We start from the raw sequence: 16,190 nt of genomic DNA, 5'->3' as shown, positions 1-16,190 counted from the left end.
TTCGCCGTCCTCCGCTGTCGCTGCGGCCCACCCCATCGTGCAAGCACGATGGGACCCGGTCGGGTGCGCGGCCCGCCTTCCTGCTCCGCCCAAGCGGACCCCGTGACGGGGCCGCGATCGGCGTGGCCCGCAACTGGAGGTTCATGAAAATGACCAGGAAACAAAATGCAGAGCGCATGGACGTCTATGCGCGGATCACCGACCGCATCGTAGCCGAGCTGGAGAAGGGTATCCGTCCTTGGATGCAGCCGTGGCAACCGAGCAATGCCTCCGGCCGCGTCACCCGGCCGCTCAGACACAATGGTCTGCCCTATAACGGCATTAATGTGCTGCTGCTTTGGTCGGAGGCTGTCGCACGCGGCTTTTCCAGCCCGATGTGGATGACATTCAAGCAGGCGCTCGACCTTGGCGGCGGGGTTCGCAAGGGCGAGACCGGCCCTGCAGTGGTCTTCGCCAGCCGCTTCACCAGGACGGAGACGGACACCAGGGACGAGGAAATCGACCGCGAGATCCCGTTCCTCAGGGCGTATTCCGTCTTCAACATTGCGCAAATCGATGGCCTGCCGAACCAGTTTTATCGACGGCAAGCGGAGCCGGTGCGCGATCCGATCGCCCGGATCGGGCATGCCGACCAGTTCTTCGCCAATACTGGGGCGCTAATCCAGCACGGCGGGGATCGCGCCTACTTCGCCCCGGTGACGGACCACATCCAGATGCCGCCTTTCCAGACGTTCCGGGACGCCCCGTCATACGTTGCCACACTCAGTCACGAGGTCATCCATTGGACTTCGGCGCCGCATCGCGTGAACCGCGACCTTAGCCGCTACGCCAAGGATCGCAGCGAGCGAGCGCGCGAGGAACTGATTGCCGAGCTCGGAAGCTGCTTCCTCTGCGCCGATCTTGGTATCGCGCCCGAACTCGAGCCCCGGCCGGACCATGCGAGCTACCTCGGCTCGTGGTTGAAAATCCTCGCCGACGACGAGCGCGCGATCTTCTCGGCCACAGCTCATGCGCAGCGCGCCGTCGGTTTCGTGCATGGGCTTCAGCCGCAGGCCGCAGAAGAATGCGAGGCCGCCTGATATTTCGCGCATCAGGCTTCGGAGGGGAGGCCAAGTGCTCCCCCCTCTGTTTTGCTCGGCCGTGCCGGCCGACGACTATGCCGGAGAAGCCTCCCAGGTAGTGGCGAAATATCCCCACGCGGGCTGATCCGAAGAGCCGGGCAGATTTCCTTTTCGCGGCCATCCTCAAGTTCGAACCGAAGTTGCCGTTGTTCCGGCGGCAACACATCGCCTAGCGACGAAAGCGTGACGCCTAGCAGCCGGATTCTGTTGTCACCGACACGGCGCGACTGCGCGTGATCTGCTGGAAATCGGCAAATTTGACCTTCAGCGTGATCGTCCGGCCCCGGATATCATTGCCTTGACAGTATCCCCAAACCTTGGCTGTCAGCGGCTTAAGTTCGGCGATCGCTGCAGCGAGCTCCAAGATGTCGGCTGCGAACGTATCCTCGGCGCCGATGGATTTGCGCGGCCGATCCAACTCGACCGCGCGTTTCGTCGATGGCGCGCGCGATCTGATAGTACCAGAGCCCTGACTTGCCGAAATGCTGCTGCAAGAAGACAAGCGAGCGGTCCTTGAGATCGGCGCCGGTCTTAATGCCCAGCGCCTCCATTTTGGCGGCCGTCGCGGGACCCACACCATGAAATTTCTTGACTGGCAACATCTCCACGAAGGCAGGCCCATCACGGGACGTGACGACGAACTGGCCGTTTGGCTTGTTCTGATCGGACGCCATCTTGCCGAGGGATTTCTTGTATGAGATGCCGGCGGAAGCGGTGACACCGGTCATTAGCAGGATCTTTGCCGTGATCATCTCGGCGATCGTCGTGGCCGACGAAATATTGAGCCTGTTCTGCGTCACGTCGAGATAGGGCTCGTCGAGCGAGAGCGGTTGGATGAGATCGGTGTGTTCGGCGAACACCTCGCGGATCTGGGCCGAGGCGGACTGGTAGACGTCGAAGCGGGGCGGCACGAAGACCAGCTCGGGGCATTTGCGCTTTGCCGTGACGGAAGGCATCGCGGAGCGAACACCGAAGCCCGGGCCCTCGTAGCCTGCGGCAGCCACCACGCAGCCCGCAGCGGCCCCGCCAACGGCAAGCGCTGCCGCGCAGGTCCGGATTTGTCACGCTGTTCGACCGACGCGTAGAACGCATGCATGTCGACATGGATGATCTTACGCGGGTCGGCGCTGCGGTCTGGGGCTATATGACTGCAATGCACTCGGCCAGGATATGTGCTTCGTGCTACCCGGATCTAGGACTCTCAGATCGCAAATTCAGCCTGCGCGCGACCCTGACTGCGGCGGGAAGTCCGAAAACTGCCCCCCGGAAGGGGACGAAGGACTTCGTGTTCGGGACGGGGTCATATCCAGCCAAGCCGAGCGCTGGTCTGCACCGCCCTCTGGCGACGACGTCGTCATTGGCCCCGATCGTGGGGATTGCGTGGGCTTCCGGTCAATCGCCCCGTCGCCGGCCGCCAGATGCCGGCGAAATAGAACCAGTTCCCGTTGGCGAGGCGAAAGCTGTAGTTCTTCCCCTGGCTGCGGTGCCGGAATTCGGACGCCGGCACTAGGCAGCGATGGCTCGGGAATGATCGATCCTCTGCCCGCACCACAGTGAAAGGGCGGCAATCTCGATGCCACAGCGGACGGGACAATCGGGCCAGGACAGGAGCGTAGACATCATGACTCGTCCTACAAGCATAAATGGAGGTTGAGCGACGCTGCAGCCATGCCTCGGTCAGGTAGAGTCAAAGAGATCCTTCTCGAAGGGCACTGACTATCTTTCGTTGGCACTCAGAAAGCTGGTCCTACAGAGGTTGGGGGCTGCGATGCGCATGCCGGAGGGCCCAAATGACTTTGGACGCCATCCACGAGCATGTTCGGGAATGACTTGCTACTCTCAACGTGGAGTGCCACACTACAGTGCGCCACATTACTATGTCTTGAGAACACCGCTAAAATGAGCCTGAAGGAACCATTGAAGTAATTCTGAAATGGTGAGAGCAATAAGATGGCAGCTGGGCCGATCTACCGCTTCGCTGGGTTCAGCCTAGATACCGATGCTGGCCTGTTACGCAATGGTTCGGCGGAAATCGCGCTACGACCGAAATCGTTTGATTTGCTGAGTTGCCTGATCCGCAACGCCGGCCGGGTTGTGCCAAAGGCTGAACTGATGGACGCCGTCTGGCCAGATGTTACCGTGACCGAGGATTCGCTGACCCAAACAATCAGCGACATACGGCGTGCGCTTGGCGATGAGGCGCAGATTCTGGTGCACACCATTCCACGCAGAGGTTATCGCTTCGTAATAGAACGATTGGAGGTCGCATCGGATGCCAGTTCCGGAGCTGTCCATCGCGAGAATCAGACAGACGACGAGGCGAAACCTTCAATTGCTGTCTTGCCGTTCAGCAACCTCAGCGGCGATCCCGAACAGGAGTATTTCGCCGACGGAATTTCCGAAGACATCATAACGGAATTATCACGCGTCAAATGGTTCTTCGTCATCGCCCGCAACTCAAGCTTTACCTACAAGGGGAAAGCTGTTGATGCGAAACAGGTGGGCCGTGAACTTGGGGTCCGTTATCTGCTCGAAGGGTCAGTCCGCAAGGCGGGAGATCGCGTTCGCATCACAGGGCAGTTGGTCGATGCCGAGACTGGGCGTCACGTCTGGGCGGACAAGTTCGACGGCAGGTTGGAGGACATATTCGAACTGCAGGACCGCATTACGGAAGCCATCGTCGGTGCGGTCGAGCCGACCTTGAAACTTGCCGAGCTGCAGCGAATGCGCGGTCGGGCTACTGACAGCCTGGCGGCTTACGATCTGTGCTTGCGTGCACTGCCAAACATCAATTCCGTCATCACCACCCGCAAATTCAATGACGACGCGCTTGGTCTTCTTTATCGTGCGGTCGCGCTGGACCCCGGCTATTCGTTGGCTAAGGCGCTAGCCGCATATGCTTATGTGCTGAGAAAATCGCAGCACTGGTCGACGGTTGTCGAAGATGCCGAGGGCGTGCGCTTGGCCACCGAAGCTCTGGAGGCACATGCAGACCATCCGACGACGCTGGCCTGTGCCGGCCACGCCTTAGCCTATCTCGGCAAACGCTATGACGCAGCGGTAAGAGCGTTGGATCGTGCAAGCTCGCTTGGTGGAAGCTCATGGCGTGTGCTCACGTCGAGTGGCTGGGTCAGCAATTATATCTGTGATGCGAAATCCGCCCTGCAATCGTTCGAGCGCGCAATGAGGCTCAATCCGATCGACCCTGAAATAGGGTTCAGCCTTTCCGGAATCGCCACGGCCCACATGATCGCGGGGCGATATGGCGATGCCCTATCCGTCGGATCCGAGGCGATCGATGCAGCCCCCACCTGGGCGACCTGCTATAGGATTGTTGTTTTCGCGCTTGTCGAACTCGGCCACATTGATGGCGCACGAGAGATTGCACAGAAACTGCTTCGCGTGTCCCCAGGCTTCTCGGTAAGTCTCTACCGCAGCACGGGAACTTTCAGGAAAGTGGAATTCTTCGAACGGTATCTGACCGCTCTGTTGCGCGCGGGTATTCCAGACTGACGTAGGATTGGATTCCTTTGTGGCGTCACTCACCTGCGGCTCATCTGATCATCACTTCGCATACACCTTTGGGGAGGCATCGAATTGGATTCTCGTTAGCTCTCCCAGCCAGCAAGTTCGAGAGCAGATCGTATTCGTTGCTGAAGCTCCGAGCGCACCAGGCGAAAGTCTGCAACGATCGCTTCTACGGTCAAACTCGGCTCGAGTTCGCTTCCTGTTTTGGCGCATGACCGCGCCTTCTCGATATCCCCGTCGAGAGCATGACATGCCGCGAGCCGACCCCAATACCACACACTCTTCAGGGGTAAGCAGGAGAACGACATAGCGGCTTCCCTGTAGCGACCCGCAATAAGCAGGGCCTCCCCCCTGTCGAAATAATACCAATGCGGGTGCATCGGATTAAGTTGGATCGCTTGGTCCAGAAGTGCCAAGCCGGCCTCGGCATTTCCACAAAGCGCGTGGAAAAAGCCGGTCTGAGCCAACGTATCGGCATCGTAGGGGTTGAGTTCCAGCGCCCGAACGAAATGCTGCGCCGCAGCCTCGAAGTCGTTCCGATAAAGGAGGATCAAAGCCAAAATCCGGTGGCATCGTGCCTCGTCGGGGCTGAGGCCGATGGCGTGCAGGGCTCGGTTGTGAGTCTGATCAAGCACAGACTGTGGGGCGCTGAGATACCCACCTATGATCGTATCCGCCAAAGCGAGATAGGCGTGGGCAAGCCCCGAATCCGGATCGAGTTCTAACGCCTTCAGCAAATGGTCGCGCGCCTGCTGGTTCACCCCCTCGCCATAACTGCGCAGCAGCGCAATGCCACGCAGAATATGGACGTAAGCCTCGACATTGGCGGCAGCTACAGGAGATACACGCCGCATGGCCGCGCTCTCGATATTGGCGACCAGCGCCGCCGCGATCCGCCGCGCAACGGTTTTTTGAAACGCGAAGATTTCGCTCATTTTGAATGAAAATGCTTGCGTCCAGACCTGCCGGCCGGACGCTGTTTCCGACAGAACAACACGCGCATGATATCCGTCGTCGAAACTCTCAACGGTGCCTCCGGCAACAAAGTCCACCCCGAGGCGCGCTGCGGTCGCCCAGACGTCCTGGTCGGAGTATTGGGCAAGCGCGAAGGCCGAATGACGCGCAAGTACCGCAATGGTTTTGAAGTAGCAAAGCGCGTTGATGATCTCCTCGACCGCGCCATCAAAGAGCGACTTTGCTGCCAAATCCGCAACGCTAACCCGAAACGGCAGTATAGCGACCATTGGCTCAGGTGCTCGTATGGCTTCAACTGCTGCCGATGCAGGCGATATCGACAAGGCGCCGTCGGCGGGCTGGAATATGTAGCCGCGCCGAGGAACGTTGCGGATCAGCGACTGCGTCTCATCGCCTAGGCATTTGCGCACATCACGAACGCACTGGGTGAGCGAGTCTTCGGTGACCGTGGAGCGGGGCCAGACCGCTTCGAAAAGCTCGTCCTTGCTCAGCACGCGCCCTGGGTTGCGCACCAAAAAGGCGAGCAAATCAAACGTCTTTGGTCTGATGGGCACGATCTCGCCGTCGCGCCGTAAAGTGCCGCGTTCGAGATCGAGAACTGCGCTGCCGATCTGTTGTGCCAAGCACCTGCACCATCGCTGCGCCTGATCGCGCTGCGATCATCGGAGCCTCATAGGACGGTAAAGGTCAAGCCCGTCGGACGCCGGTGCGATAGAGGCTGGCCTGAAAAGTCCGGCAAGGCGCCGCCACAGCCCCCGATGTGCTTCGCCGGAGAGCGCCATTTGGTCGCGAGGTGTTAAAGCGTCAAGGTAGTGCAGAATCTGCACCGCTTCACCGCCACAAAATTCAACGCTGCCTGTCGACAAAATCCGATGCACCTCCTCCCTCGCAATGATCGACGGAGGGAATGGTCCTTCAACCTTCACATGCATGGTCGACCTCCAGGGTTGGTGGCGGCAGGGGCGTGGGCAGCGAGGCCAGGTAGGCGGCGACTTTGCCCTACAACCGCCACAGCGTTGCGTCGCGAATATTGCGAATTTCGAGCTGAAGGACCGTCCTGCGCAGATAGTCGGCGCAGCTGCCAATATGGCCTGCGGCAAGCGACAGGATTTCCACGGTGGTCTCCTCTGGTAGCGCCGCCGCGTATCCTGGGCCAGCCCGGTTAGCGACGAAGGCGATGGCCGGCAATTGTCCGCCCGCGCTTCGGACGGACACCCAGCGAGGAACGTTGGTCGGCGGATTGGCCGCCATTTCCCGGCGCAGCAGCCGGTTGATCGCTAGGTCGATGTTGTGATCATGCAAACGGTAGACGACACCCCGGCAACTGCCGCCACGATCGAGTGCCAGCATCAGGCCAGGCCGTTCGCGCGAGCCACGCCACCGGGTTAGCCACAGGGAAAATCGCCGATGCCAACCGTACACGGTTGCCGGACGTTCCTCGACGAATTCGAAGCACGGATTCCACAGAAGCGATCCGTAGGCGAATACCCAGACGTTGCGGCGTCGATCGGCAAGCAGCCGTTTGCCGATCGCAAGATAGTCGTGATCCTCCATGTATCGCAGCCCAGGCGCGGAGCCGGGGTCATCGATCGTGCAGTCGATCTTGACAAGGAGGTCTTCAGTAAGGGCGATGTTCATCGCGGCCCTCGTCCAATATTCTCTGTCGGAAGCATCGCAGCGCTTGGCCGTCGTGTCCTGAACGGATGCTGATTTAGTTCTGAAATTGAAGTGAAGTGAGGGTCAGACCGGATGCCCAATCGAGCTGGCAGCAAATTGTGGCATTGGTGAAGGCGTTGCGTTTGCATGCGCATGATCGTCGGCAACGCACGCCGCTCGCGGCGCCTGCGCATAGGAGACCCCGCGCTGCAGCATGGGCAGGATCGCCGCCGGCCGTTCGGCGATGAGGCAGGCGGACAATACCTCGCCGCACAGGAAGCCCGTCTCCTCGAGATGGGCCAGCAAGGCCAGCCAAGGCGACCAGAAGCCGAGAAAATTGGCCATAAGGATTGGCTTTTGGTGCCGGTTGAGCTTCCGCCAAGTCATCACCTCGGCCAGTTCCTCGATCGTGCCGATGCCGCCCGGCAGGGCAACGAAGGCGTCGGCGTAGTCGAACATCAGCCGCTTGCGTATGTGCATGTCGGGGACTGCGATGACCTGGGCGATGCCGCCCGGCATGCGCATCCGTTCCAGCAGGAATTGCGGTGCAACGGCAATGACCTCGCCCCCTGAATTGGCCGCAGCGGCGGCAACCGCGCCCATCAATCCCTCGCTGCCGCCTCCATAAACGAGGCGAATGCCCGCAGCTCCTATCTCGCTGCCCAGAGCCGCCGCAGCTATATTCAGGCGGGGGTCACTCCCGGGGTTTGCGCCGCCGAACACTGCGACGGTTTTGATATTAATCTGCAGCGGATAAAGCAGTTGTTCGCTCATACTGTTGTCTTCGTTAGCACTCCCGAACACGGGCGATCTCCTCAAGCTTCATTCAAGCTAGCTGTGCCAGGGCCGGCAAACAGCATAAGGTCGGCCCTGGCCCACAGGGCATAACAGGCCAGCAGCGTCAGCGGCGCGGCGAGCGCGAGCGTCTGGCCGCCGGACCACACCCCGGGCAGGGCGTTGGCGATGGAAAGCATGGCCGCCAGCATGGCCGGCAGCCGGCTGGCGAGCACGGCGCTGCGGAACGGATCTGGCCAAGCGGCGGGCCAGGTTGAGCCCAATCCGAGGGACAAGGGGACGCCTGGCCGGTGCGCCGCGCTGGCGAACTTGCCAAACGCATGCATTAGGCCCGCAGTTGCCGCCAGGAGTGGCTGGCCGGATAAGAAGAGCGCCGCGCCAAGTCCAATTGCACCGACCGCGGATAAAAGGTCGCCGAGCCGGTTCAGCCTTTGGTCGGATGCGCCGGGGTCTACCCAGGCGCGGTGATAACTCTCGCCACTGCAGAAGAATACCAACGTCGCCAGCGTCAGCGCGAGCGCGCTGCCGGAGCCGGCGAAATAGTCGTAGAGCGCCCCTGTCGCCGTGCCGTGCACCGCGCTGCCTGAGGTGAGCTGCACCGCGATGCCCATGGCAAGCCCCAGCGCATTGCCGAGATTGTAATAGCCACCGGGACCGGCCATGCGTGCCCGCGCCGCCTTTGCCAGACGCGGCAGTGTCCGCGCGGTCCAGTCAATACCCGCCCCTTCCCGCCGCGCCCGTGGCCCGTCCGCGTTGGAAACGTGTTGGGCGGCGCGCATCCGCTGCTCGGTGCGGCGCAGCACTTTGGCGACTGGGTTCGTTTGGCCGAGGCCTGTCTGCTTCTTGGCGAAATGCGATAGGATGTTCACTACCGGTTCCCCCTGTCGCGTCGGTATGCCCGGGCGGTTCGCGTTCATTGGGTCGGCATCATTTCTTGATAGTGCGTCTGCTGCAGTTCGCCGGCGTTCCGAGAGGCTTGGCCGATGTCGGGCATACATTCGACTTCTGCGCTTTTGCGGCGGACGCGATGGACTTCCGCCCCTTTGCCCGCCACCGCTGCGGCATTGTCCGAGGCGTTACTCTTCGCCTCGACGACTTCAAGGAACTGATGAACCTCGGCGATGCTGAGGAACGTGCCGTTCCGGGCGTCATAGCCGATGCTGACGAGCGCGCCCTTGAATTCCGTCGTGCGTTTCATCTCGATCTCCTGCAAGGGGGATGGAATGAGCCAAGTGCTGCTTGGTTTAGGACCTGGCGACGCGGCGCCGAAAGCCGCTCATCGGCCGGCGAGCCCGACTGCCATTGTCAAGGTGATGCCGGTGAGGATGAGGCCGGAGATTAGGTCGAAGATGCGCACATTCGTCCGGCCACGAAGAAGCGAGGCGATCATGCCGCCGCCAAGCGCATAGCCGTAGCAGCACAGCGCGGCCATCAGCATCAGCGCCGTGACGAATTCGACCCTCGCGCCGCCGGCCGCGAATGACTGGCCAAGTGCGGCCGGCACCAGCAGCAGCTCGACATAGGTTAGCGGGTTCATGCACACCACGCCCATGACGCGGGCGAAGCATGAGCGGCCGATCGCATCCCTGCTGGAGCGATCCTCGATGCAGCCGGCAACCGATGCGGCACGAAAGGATTGCAGCGCAAACCATGCCACGGCCGCTAGACCGAGCCAGGAAAGGACTGTCTTGAACGCTGGCTCGGCGCCCGCGATCGACCCGGCGAGCAAATAGGAGGTCGCGATCAGGACGACATAGGTTACCCAGACTAAGCTAGCCACGAACATTATCCGACCGCGCAGCAGGCCTTCGCGTATCAACATCAGATTGTTCGGTCCGACCGAGACCATGGAGGCCATACCGAGCGCAAGGCCTGTCTGGAATCCATTGACGGCGACACAGCTCATGGTGTTTCCTCGAGTGGTGCAACACAAGTTTCAGCCTGTTCGCGCACCCGTTGAGCACCGGGAAACAGGAGCACATTGTTGAGATGCAGATTCGACATATCTCTGTTCCTCTGCGCTGAGCCTGTCCGGGCCGGGGTGAGCTCCAGTCGTTTAAGCAGCCTGCCGCTGTTCGATCCGCGTGTCCTGAAGGCACGCTGAAAATGTTCTGAAAGCTTATCGGGCCGATCGGCCGCCACATTTCGATGGTGGAGGCTCTTAATGGGAAGGCGTCGCGTCTCGGCTGCCAGAGGCTGTGGGCGCCTCAATCTCGCGCCGAGCTACCTATTCGGCGGCTCGCCGCCGTGCGGCGCACCGTGCCCGACTGCTTTCATCGCGATCGCCGAGCGTCTACCGTGTGGGCGCGCAGCTCACGATGCTGGTCACAGTCGTCATGCAAGCGGCGCCATCGAGGCGCTGCCGTCCCTCGGTAGCGCTCCGGGGAGGACCGCTGCTCCTGCTATCCACCGCTCGGAGATTCGGGAGTTGAATCGCGTTCCGCCGATAATTTCAGGACTCTTTCATCCGGACCTCAGGACATTGGTCGCAGCTTCAACGCAAAATTCTCCCGACGCCAGGTCAAACGGCGCAGCGATCTCATGGAGAGGAACGCATGGTTCAGGTTTGCAATCACCGCCACGATGACCGACGTTGGGCTGGTCGCGGGCACGATCTGCTCAATTTGTTATCGGACTTTAAAGCTCGTTCGAGGCGCGGCCCTGCGCCAGTATCCTCCTGGTGTCGTTCGTTAATGCGAACAGGACCCCGTAATATGCCAGGCGTGCAACGTTCGCGTCATCTCCTACAAGTGACTTGGAATATTTCAGGCCGTCCTAAGTGGCCGGTTGGAATGCGTAATCTGGTCAGTGCCCTGACCTTGTTCATGGCCTTCCCTGCGACCGCCGGACCTGGGGTTGCGGAGGCCGCGTCAAGATGTTGGACATTGCCTGCAGGATTCAACCGCGACTTCAGCGTGCATTTTGACGTAACTTTTGACGATGGAAACGTCTCGGCTATCAAGATCTTGGAGTTCAATCCTAGAGATGCAGAAGAGGCCGTTCGATCTGCATTCGAAGCAATCCGACGCTGCTCGCCGTATCGGGGTTTTATAGGGACTGAGCAAGTGACCATGACGGCCCAGGCTCGCAGAGCTGCGGCTTCCCAAGAGTAGGTATCAAGGTACCCTCCGACCATGTTATTGCAAACAAAGTTCGTCTGCCTTCCTCCTGTTTGAAGTCAGGCGTCCCGAGCGGACAATGCCGGCTAGCCAAAAAAGCCTCCACATCGTCGAGGCGTGGATGATCTTTGCCGTTTGCGGATGCGACGCGGAGAAACAGGCGGTCTCGCCTTCAATCGGAGATCGCGCATTGCGCAATCCAGAGGGATCACCGTTGCTGCCATGACAAGATCAACTACCCTGTACTTCGTCATATGCCCTCGTTCTACGTGTTTCATCCTGGCCACAGAAGGGACCACCGTGTGGGGGCAAATGATCGGCAGGTGACCGAAAATGGGCGGCGTCTGGACAGACGAAAATCGAGGACGCACTTGGTCGCGTCGGTGTAACTCGAAACTCGCCTCGTCTCAGTCGCTGAGGGGGTCACGGTGGTATGCCGGAAGTGCTGAGAAGCTTATTCGTTCATTATGCCGCTTTCGAACGGATTGAGGCATCCCTATTCGCATCTTGCTAACTTTTTTCTTCAGTCGGCCCTGTGGAATCGTCGTCGATCGCTTTGTCCCCGCGACCGTAGCGGTAAATACGTTGCTCTTCTGCACTGGGCTCCGCCGATGTCGGCTTTTCTATCTTAATCATCTGAAAGAGGACGTTCCGTTTTGGCCCTATATGAGACGTCCACTATATGCGGCCGCTCAATTGCAAAAGCCGGTATTTGGAGCGCGTGTCTGGGCCAGCTTCGATAGCAGCCAGCAACGGCATTACCCGGTCATGCACGCGAAGGCGAGTCCTATCTCATCCGCGATCGCCAGATGGATCCAGCCTCTGATGCTGCACACGTCGGGCCCCGGTAACATCTGCACGGCGAAAGGGTCCACATCATCTCCTTAGGCGCAGATGATCCAATCGTCCCCGTCTCTCCGTTTCACAGCGGGCACCAACGACCTCTCGAACGGGCTGATCTGGCCGAAGGACGGCTGAAGCCTCGACCGCCTATGCCGCAATGGCGCGACGCGAGTTTCTTCCCCTGGGCGAAGCCCATTCCTCGCGCAACCAAGAAACGCGCGCCTCGCCATCCTGCGCTTTGCTGCGGTCGCAAGCGATGCGGCGGCGGTCGCCTCCGGCCTCACGATCGCCATCGAGGCCGCATGGTGCGGGCTCGGAAACGAGAACGGAGACTGAAAATGGCTACCATCGGCATCTTCAAGAAGACCAATGCGAACGAGTTCACCGGCGAGATCGTCACCCTCAGCGTCCAGGCCAAGGGCGTGCGCATCGTCCCCGATACCCGCGCCAGCGGCGAGAACGCTCCAACCCATCGCGTGGTGGTCGGCAAGGCCGAAATCGGTGCCGCCTGGTCCAAGCGCTCCAACGAGGGCCGCGACTATCTCGGGCTCAAGCTCGACGATCCGAGCTTCACCGCTCCCATCTACGCCAACCTCTTCGCCGACGAGGAAGGCGAGGGCCACAGCCTCATCTGGTCCCGTCCCAACCGCCGCAACGGCGAGTGACCTGGCAGACGCCTCGCCCGGTCCCGGGCGAGGCGCCTTCGGCCGGTGGTCGCGCAAGCTCGCCTATAATTGATCAGAACGGCTGGCGAGCCGGACGCCCGCCCCACCACCATTCTCCGGGATAAACTGAATACCTGCGGATTCGAATGCTCGTCGCAACGCGTCAATGGTCACTCTGTTTGCACTTATTGGACCGGTTAGGGGCTCTAGTCGCTTGATTGTAGCGAGCGAGACCTTGGACCGCTCCGCAAGCGTCTTCTGATCCCATTGAAGCAAAGCACGTGCGGCTCGCATTTGTCCGCTTGTAATTTCATTCGTACTAAAAGTATCATTTGATGCCATAGGGCTTGATTTTTTGCCTGCGCTCACTTAAATCACCGCTAGTTGCCACCGCCTGCGGCTCACGAGAGATGATCTCCAGGTCGCTTGGGCGGCGGTGAAACGGTCGAGCAGGGTGCAGGAACACCTTGCCCGACCTGACCAAAGCCAAGCTGTGTGGAGCTCGGATCATGGCTGATTCCGACAATACCACGACTTTGCCTTCCGTCACGCTTGGACGGGAGATGCAATTTCCGTTGACCAAAAAGCGTGCCGGCCCGTCAGCCGAAGCTCGGTTGTCACCCGATCCCGCACTTCTCCTGTCCCTTGCCTGGATCGACGCCCATGTTGGTATGCTGGCATCCTGCGTCCGGGAGCAGCAGGAAGAGGAGGAGAGGCTCTTGGACCACGGCGCACCCTTGCCCACCGGCGCACTTATTGGCCGCGGGGAGGGGGCTAGCGCCGACTGCGGCGATCTCGATGCCCGGGAACAGGATGATGCCGAGAAGGCCGACACCTTACTGGCTGATCTCGTTTCGACGCCTGCTCAATCGCTGGCAGGCGTAATCGCCAAACTTGCGGTCGTGGTTCGGGAAGCGAAGGACAACACCGACATCTTCGAATTTCCGCTGCCGCACATCCGCTCCGCATTGGCCGACCTGCGGCGTCTCACGCAAGACGCGATTTGCGACCAGCCGGCCGGCTGGCCCGCAGGCGATCAGTCGATCGGAGCGCTGCTCGAGCAGCCTGCATCATCTTTCGCCGCCTGGCGCGCCTTCGATGCCTGGAGCCAAGGCGATGACGAGGCCTATCGCGCCTGGACGAACACATTCAAAACACTACACGGCGCAAGGCAGTAGCTCCCGCAAAAGTCCTAACCTGACCGCTGGGCGGTGAGATCTCCTCCTCGTCCATTCGTCAATGACGGAATCCAAGGATTTCGCTTAACACCGCGTCCCCCTATCAAATCCTTGAGAAGGGAAGGATGCGGATGAAGCCGGATACATCGCAGTGGCGTGACCCACAGGCATATGCGTTTATCAAAGGCGCCGCCGCCGATGAGATTGCCTGGGAATTCTTGCGACGCAATCCGCAATATCAGCAGGACTACGCAACCTCACGCTCGGCTAACGCGATGCGCGCATTACGCAAGCGCTGGGGTTTGCAGTTTCGCCGCCCGGCCTGACCAGTCCGCGGTGGAGCAACCCGTCTATTGGGCGCCTCAGATTAACCCTGGGGTCGTCAACCTTGTAGAGGCTCCGCCCGAACTGCGCACGGGCCAGGGCGGCACCTCCGGCGTCCAGCTGGCCACGGGCCGACGTGACGAGGCCGGCCTTCACATGCGCTCTTCGCCGGGCGGCACGCAACTGGCGCTCCTCGGCGACACCAAGCCAGGCGAACCGCTTGCCGCCATCATCCCGCTCGATGACATGGCGCACGACCGGCTGCAGGCAATCGAGCGGTTCATCCGCTCGATCCACAGGCAACACCTTCCCGACGCCCGCTTGACCGCGGCCCAGCGCCGGCGCCTTGCCCACATGCTGCGATGCCTCGATGGCCGGGAAGAGCAGGCATCCCATTTTGAAGTCGCGACCGCCTTGTTCGGTCGGCGACTGGTCAGCGCCGCCGACTGGCACGACTCGGCTTTTCGATATCAGACGCATCGCTTGGTGCGCGACGGCTTGAAGATGGTCGAGCGCGGCTATCGCCAATTGCTTCGTGCGCGACGGCGTCATTCCTGAGACGGTTCCGACACCGCCTGGTTCACTTATTGCGTGTCTGCAGGCCGAGGCCTACGATCTGGAGTGAACGGGGTTTTGATGCACTTTCTACGTCACCTGGAATCGGACATCCAGGTTAATCATAGGCGGTGGGCCTAGATTCGGTAGAATCTTTCGGCGTTGGAGCAAAGCACGGCGACGCGCTCAGATTCGGAGCGCACCAACGACCTCTCGAACGGGCTGATCTGGCCGAAGGACGGCTGAAGCCTCGACCGCCTATGCCGCAATGGCGCAACGCGCGTTTCTTCCCCTGGGCGAAGCCCATTCCTCGCGCAACCAAGAAACGCGCGCCTGCGCCATCCTGCGCTTCGCTGCGGTCGCAAGCGATGCAGCGGCGGTCGCCTCCGGCCTCACGATCGCCATCGAGGCCGCATGGTGCGGGCTCGGAAACGACAACGGAGACTGAAAATGGCTACCATCGGCACCTTCAAGAAGACCAATGCGAACGAGTTCACCGGCGAGATCGTCACCCTCAGCGTCCAGGCCAAGGGCGTGCGCATCGTCCCCGATACCCGGGCCAGCGGCGAGAACGCTCCAAGCCACCGTGTCGTGGTCGGCAAGGCCGAGATCGGCGCCGCCTGGTCCAAGCGCTCCAACGAGGGCCGCGACTATCTCGGGCTCAAGCTGGACGATCCGAGCTTCACCGCTCCCATCTACGCCAACCTCTTCGCCGACGAGGAAGGCGAGGGCCACAGCCTCATCTGGTCCCGGGCCAACCGCCGCAACGGCGAGTAACAGGTAGCAAGCCCGTTCGGCTTCGGCCGGACGGGCTTCGGCGCCTAAAACAAGGCTTCAGCGGTGAAGCCGCGATCAACTGCTCTTTCGCAACAGAATTCCATTATCGGGCCGTACTTCAATTCCAGCCTTTTCGATCGCATTCACAATTGCTCACAGGCAGCACCTTCCCGACGCCCGCTTGACCGCGGCCCAGCGCCGACGCCTTGGCCACATGCTGCGATGCCTCGATGACCAGGAAGAGCATGCATCCCATTTTGAAGTCGCGACCGCCTTGTTCGGTCGGCGACTGGTCAGCGCCGCCGACTGGCACGACTCGGCTTTTCAGTATCAGACGCATCGCTTAGTGCGCGACGGCTTGAAGATGGTCGAGCGCGGCTATCGCCAATTGCTTCGCGCGACGGCGCCTTTCCTGAGGGGGTCCCGACACCTGATTCACGTGGTTTGCAAGCCCTGGGTTACGATCCTGAATTGAACGGGAGCTTTGCGCCTTCATCTCGGCCATTGATGCAAACTTAGCTTCTGCCCGGACGCGGACATCGCAGGGTGACATGCTGGAGGTCGTCACGCGCCTGAAGCAGACGATGCGAACTGAATCCCCATCCGCATTGCGGGGGCCGGCGTCCAGCCAGTCTCCACGCCTGGTTCGCCGCC

Annotated in this window: 15 protein-coding genes and 2 pseudogenes; 9 read left to right on the top strand and 8 right to left on the bottom strand. The window is 60.9% G+C overall.

From position 1 onward, the window contains the following. Nucleotides 1-149: 149 nt before the first annotated feature. Nucleotides 150-1,079 carry a zincin-like metallopeptidase domain-containing protein gene (locus FJ425_RS01235; protein WP_140541134.1) on the top strand — a complete coding sequence of 310 codons (930 nt, stop codon included), beginning with the start codon at nt 150-152 and terminating at the stop codon, nt 1,077-1,079. A 265-nt stretch (nt 1,080-1,344) separates the two neighbouring features. Here FJ425_RS01235 and dinB read toward each other — a convergent pair. After that, a pseudogene (gene dinB, locus FJ425_RS01230) lies at nt 1,345-2,217 on the bottom strand (DNA polymerase IV); the annotation flags it as partial. 105 nt (nt 2,218-2,322) lie between these two features. After that, a pseudogene (locus tag FJ425_RS31865) lies at nt 2,323-2,724 on the bottom strand (SOS response-associated peptidase). Between the two features lie 347 nt (nt 2,725-3,071). On the opposite strand from FJ425_RS31865, the gene FJ425_RS01220 reads away from it, so the two are divergent. Further along, on the top strand, nt 3,072-4,634 hold the full coding sequence (locus FJ425_RS01220) for a winged helix-turn-helix domain-containing tetratricopeptide repeat protein (RefSeq protein ID WP_140721135.1): 1,563 nt from the start codon (nt 3,072-3,074) through the stop codon (nt 4,632-4,634). Nucleotides 4,635-4,729: 95 nt separating this feature from the next. Here the strand turns inward: FJ425_RS01220 and FJ425_RS01215 are convergent, their stop codons facing one another. From FJ425_RS01215 to FJ425_RS01190, 6 genes are all read right to left on the bottom strand, one after another. Then, the gene (locus tag FJ425_RS01215) at nt 4,730-6,247 is read right to left on the bottom strand and encodes a winged helix-turn-helix domain-containing protein (RefSeq protein ID WP_140721132.1); all 1,518 of its coding nucleotides are present in this window, start codon (nt 6,245-6,247) and stop codon (nt 4,730-4,732) included. A 376-nt stretch (nt 6,248-6,623) separates the two neighbouring features. Beyond that, complete coding sequence (locus FJ425_RS01210) at nt 6,624-7,262, bottom strand: gamma-glutamylcyclotransferase (RefSeq protein ID WP_140721129.1); 639 nt, start codon at nt 7,260-7,262, stop codon at nt 6,624-6,626. A 102-nt stretch (nt 7,263-7,364) separates the two neighbouring features. Beyond that, a complete protein-coding gene (locus tag FJ425_RS01205) occupies nt 7,365-8,054 on the bottom strand; it encodes a TIGR00730 family Rossman fold protein (protein WP_181175750.1) in 690 nt (229 codons plus the stop codon). Nucleotides 8,055-8,095: 41 nt separating this feature from the next. Continuing rightward, the gene (locus FJ425_RS01200; RefSeq protein WP_246677844.1) at nt 8,096-8,944 is read right to left on the bottom strand and encodes a hypothetical protein; all 849 of its coding nucleotides are present in this window, start codon (nt 8,942-8,944) and stop codon (nt 8,096-8,098) included. Nucleotides 8,945-8,988: 44 nt separating this feature from the next. Continuing rightward, the gene (locus FJ425_RS01195) at nt 8,989-9,273 is read right to left on the bottom strand and encodes a hypothetical protein (RefSeq protein ID WP_140721127.1); all 285 of its coding nucleotides are present in this window, start codon (nt 9,271-9,273) and stop codon (nt 8,989-8,991) included. A gap of 78 nt (nt 9,274-9,351) precedes the next feature. Then, the gene (locus tag FJ425_RS01190; RefSeq protein ID WP_140541129.1) at nt 9,352-9,981 is read right to left on the bottom strand and encodes a LysE family transporter; all 630 of its coding nucleotides are present in this window, start codon (nt 9,979-9,981) and stop codon (nt 9,352-9,354) included. Between the two features lie 2,394 nt (nt 9,982-12,375). Between FJ425_RS01190 and FJ425_RS01185 the strand changes: the two genes are divergently transcribed. From FJ425_RS01185 to FJ425_RS01155, 7 genes are all read left to right on the top strand, one after another. Continuing rightward, entirely contained in the window at nt 12,376-12,702 is a 327-nt protein-coding gene (locus tag FJ425_RS01185; protein ID WP_181175749.1) for a DUF736 domain-containing protein, read from the top strand. Between the two features lie 509 nt (nt 12,703-13,211). After that, a complete protein-coding gene (locus tag FJ425_RS01175; protein ID WP_246677843.1) occupies nt 13,212-13,880 on the top strand; it encodes a hypothetical protein in 669 nt (222 codons plus the stop codon). Nucleotides 13,881-14,011: 131 nt separating this feature from the next. Continuing rightward, entirely contained in the window at nt 14,012-14,206 is a 195-nt protein-coding gene (locus tag FJ425_RS01170) for a DUF6499 domain-containing protein (RefSeq protein ID WP_140547061.1), read from the top strand. A 10-nt stretch (nt 14,207-14,216) separates the two neighbouring features. Then, nucleotides 14,217-14,762: a DUF2285 domain-containing protein gene (locus FJ425_RS01165; protein WP_246677842.1), complete on the top strand. Its 546-nt coding sequence runs from the start codon at nt 14,217-14,219 to the stop codon at nt 14,760-14,762. 265 nt (nt 14,763-15,027) lie between these two features. Beyond that, nucleotides 15,028-15,207 carry a hypothetical protein gene (locus FJ425_RS31445; RefSeq protein WP_181175747.1) on the top strand — a complete coding sequence of 60 codons (180 nt, stop codon included), beginning with the start codon at nt 15,028-15,030 and terminating at the stop codon, nt 15,205-15,207. A gap of 2 nt (nt 15,208-15,209) precedes the next feature. Next, complete coding sequence (locus tag FJ425_RS01160; protein ID WP_181175745.1) at nt 15,210-15,536, top strand: DUF736 domain-containing protein; 327 nt, start codon at nt 15,210-15,212, stop codon at nt 15,534-15,536. Between the two features lie 79 nt (nt 15,537-15,615). Further along, nucleotides 15,616-16,011 (top strand): DUF2285 domain-containing protein, encoded by a 396-nt coding sequence (locus FJ425_RS01155; RefSeq protein WP_348643146.1) that lies wholly within the window; start codon nt 15,616-15,618, stop codon nt 16,009-16,011. Nucleotides 16,012-16,190 lie beyond the last annotated feature (179 nt).

It is taken from the genome of Mesorhizobium sp. B2-7-2, from assembly GCF_006440775.1.
Taxonomy (GTDB): Bacteria; Pseudomonadota; Alphaproteobacteria; order Rhizobiales; family Rhizobiaceae; genus Mesorhizobium.
The sequence above is the reverse complement of the archived record's forward strand: the minus strand, read 5'-3'. Positions and strand labels throughout refer to the sequence as shown.

Coding starts and splice junctions, on each gene's coding strand:
- FJ425_RS01235 (WP_140541134.1), top strand. CDS start 150: ATGACCAGGAAACAAAATGCAGAGCGCATGGACGTCTATGCGCGGATC.
- FJ425_RS01220 (WP_140721135.1), top strand. CDS start 3,072: ATGGCAGCTGGGCCGATCTACCGCTTCGCTGGGTTCAGCCTAGATACC.
- FJ425_RS01210 (WP_140721129.1), bottom strand. CDS start 7,262: ATGAACATCGCCCTTACTGAAGACCTCCTTGTCAAGATCGACTGCACG.
- FJ425_RS01205 (WP_181175750.1), bottom strand. CDS start 8,054: ATGAGCGAACAACTGCTTTATCCGCTGCAGATTAATATCAAAACCGTC.
- FJ425_RS01195 (WP_140721127.1), bottom strand. CDS start 9,273: ATGAAACGCACGACGGAATTCAAGGGCGCGCTCGTCAGCATCGGCTAT.
- FJ425_RS01190 (WP_140541129.1), bottom strand. CDS start 9,981: ATGAGCTGTGTCGCCGTCAATGGATTCCAGACAGGCCTTGCGCTCGGT.
- FJ425_RS01185 (WP_181175749.1), top strand. CDS start 12,376: ATGGCTACCATCGGCATCTTCAAGAAGACCAATGCGAACGAGTTCACC.
- FJ425_RS01175 (WP_246677843.1), top strand. CDS start 13,212: ATGGCTGATTCCGACAATACCACGACTTTGCCTTCCGTCACGCTTGGA.
- FJ425_RS01170 (WP_140547061.1), top strand. CDS start 14,012: ATGAAGCCGGATACATCGCAGTGGCGTGACCCACAGGCATATGCGTTT.
- FJ425_RS31445 (WP_181175747.1), top strand. CDS start 15,028: ATGGCGCAACGCGCGTTTCTTCCCCTGGGCGAAGCCCATTCCTCGCGC.
- FJ425_RS01160 (WP_181175745.1), top strand. CDS start 15,210: ATGGCTACCATCGGCACCTTCAAGAAGACCAATGCGAACGAGTTCACC.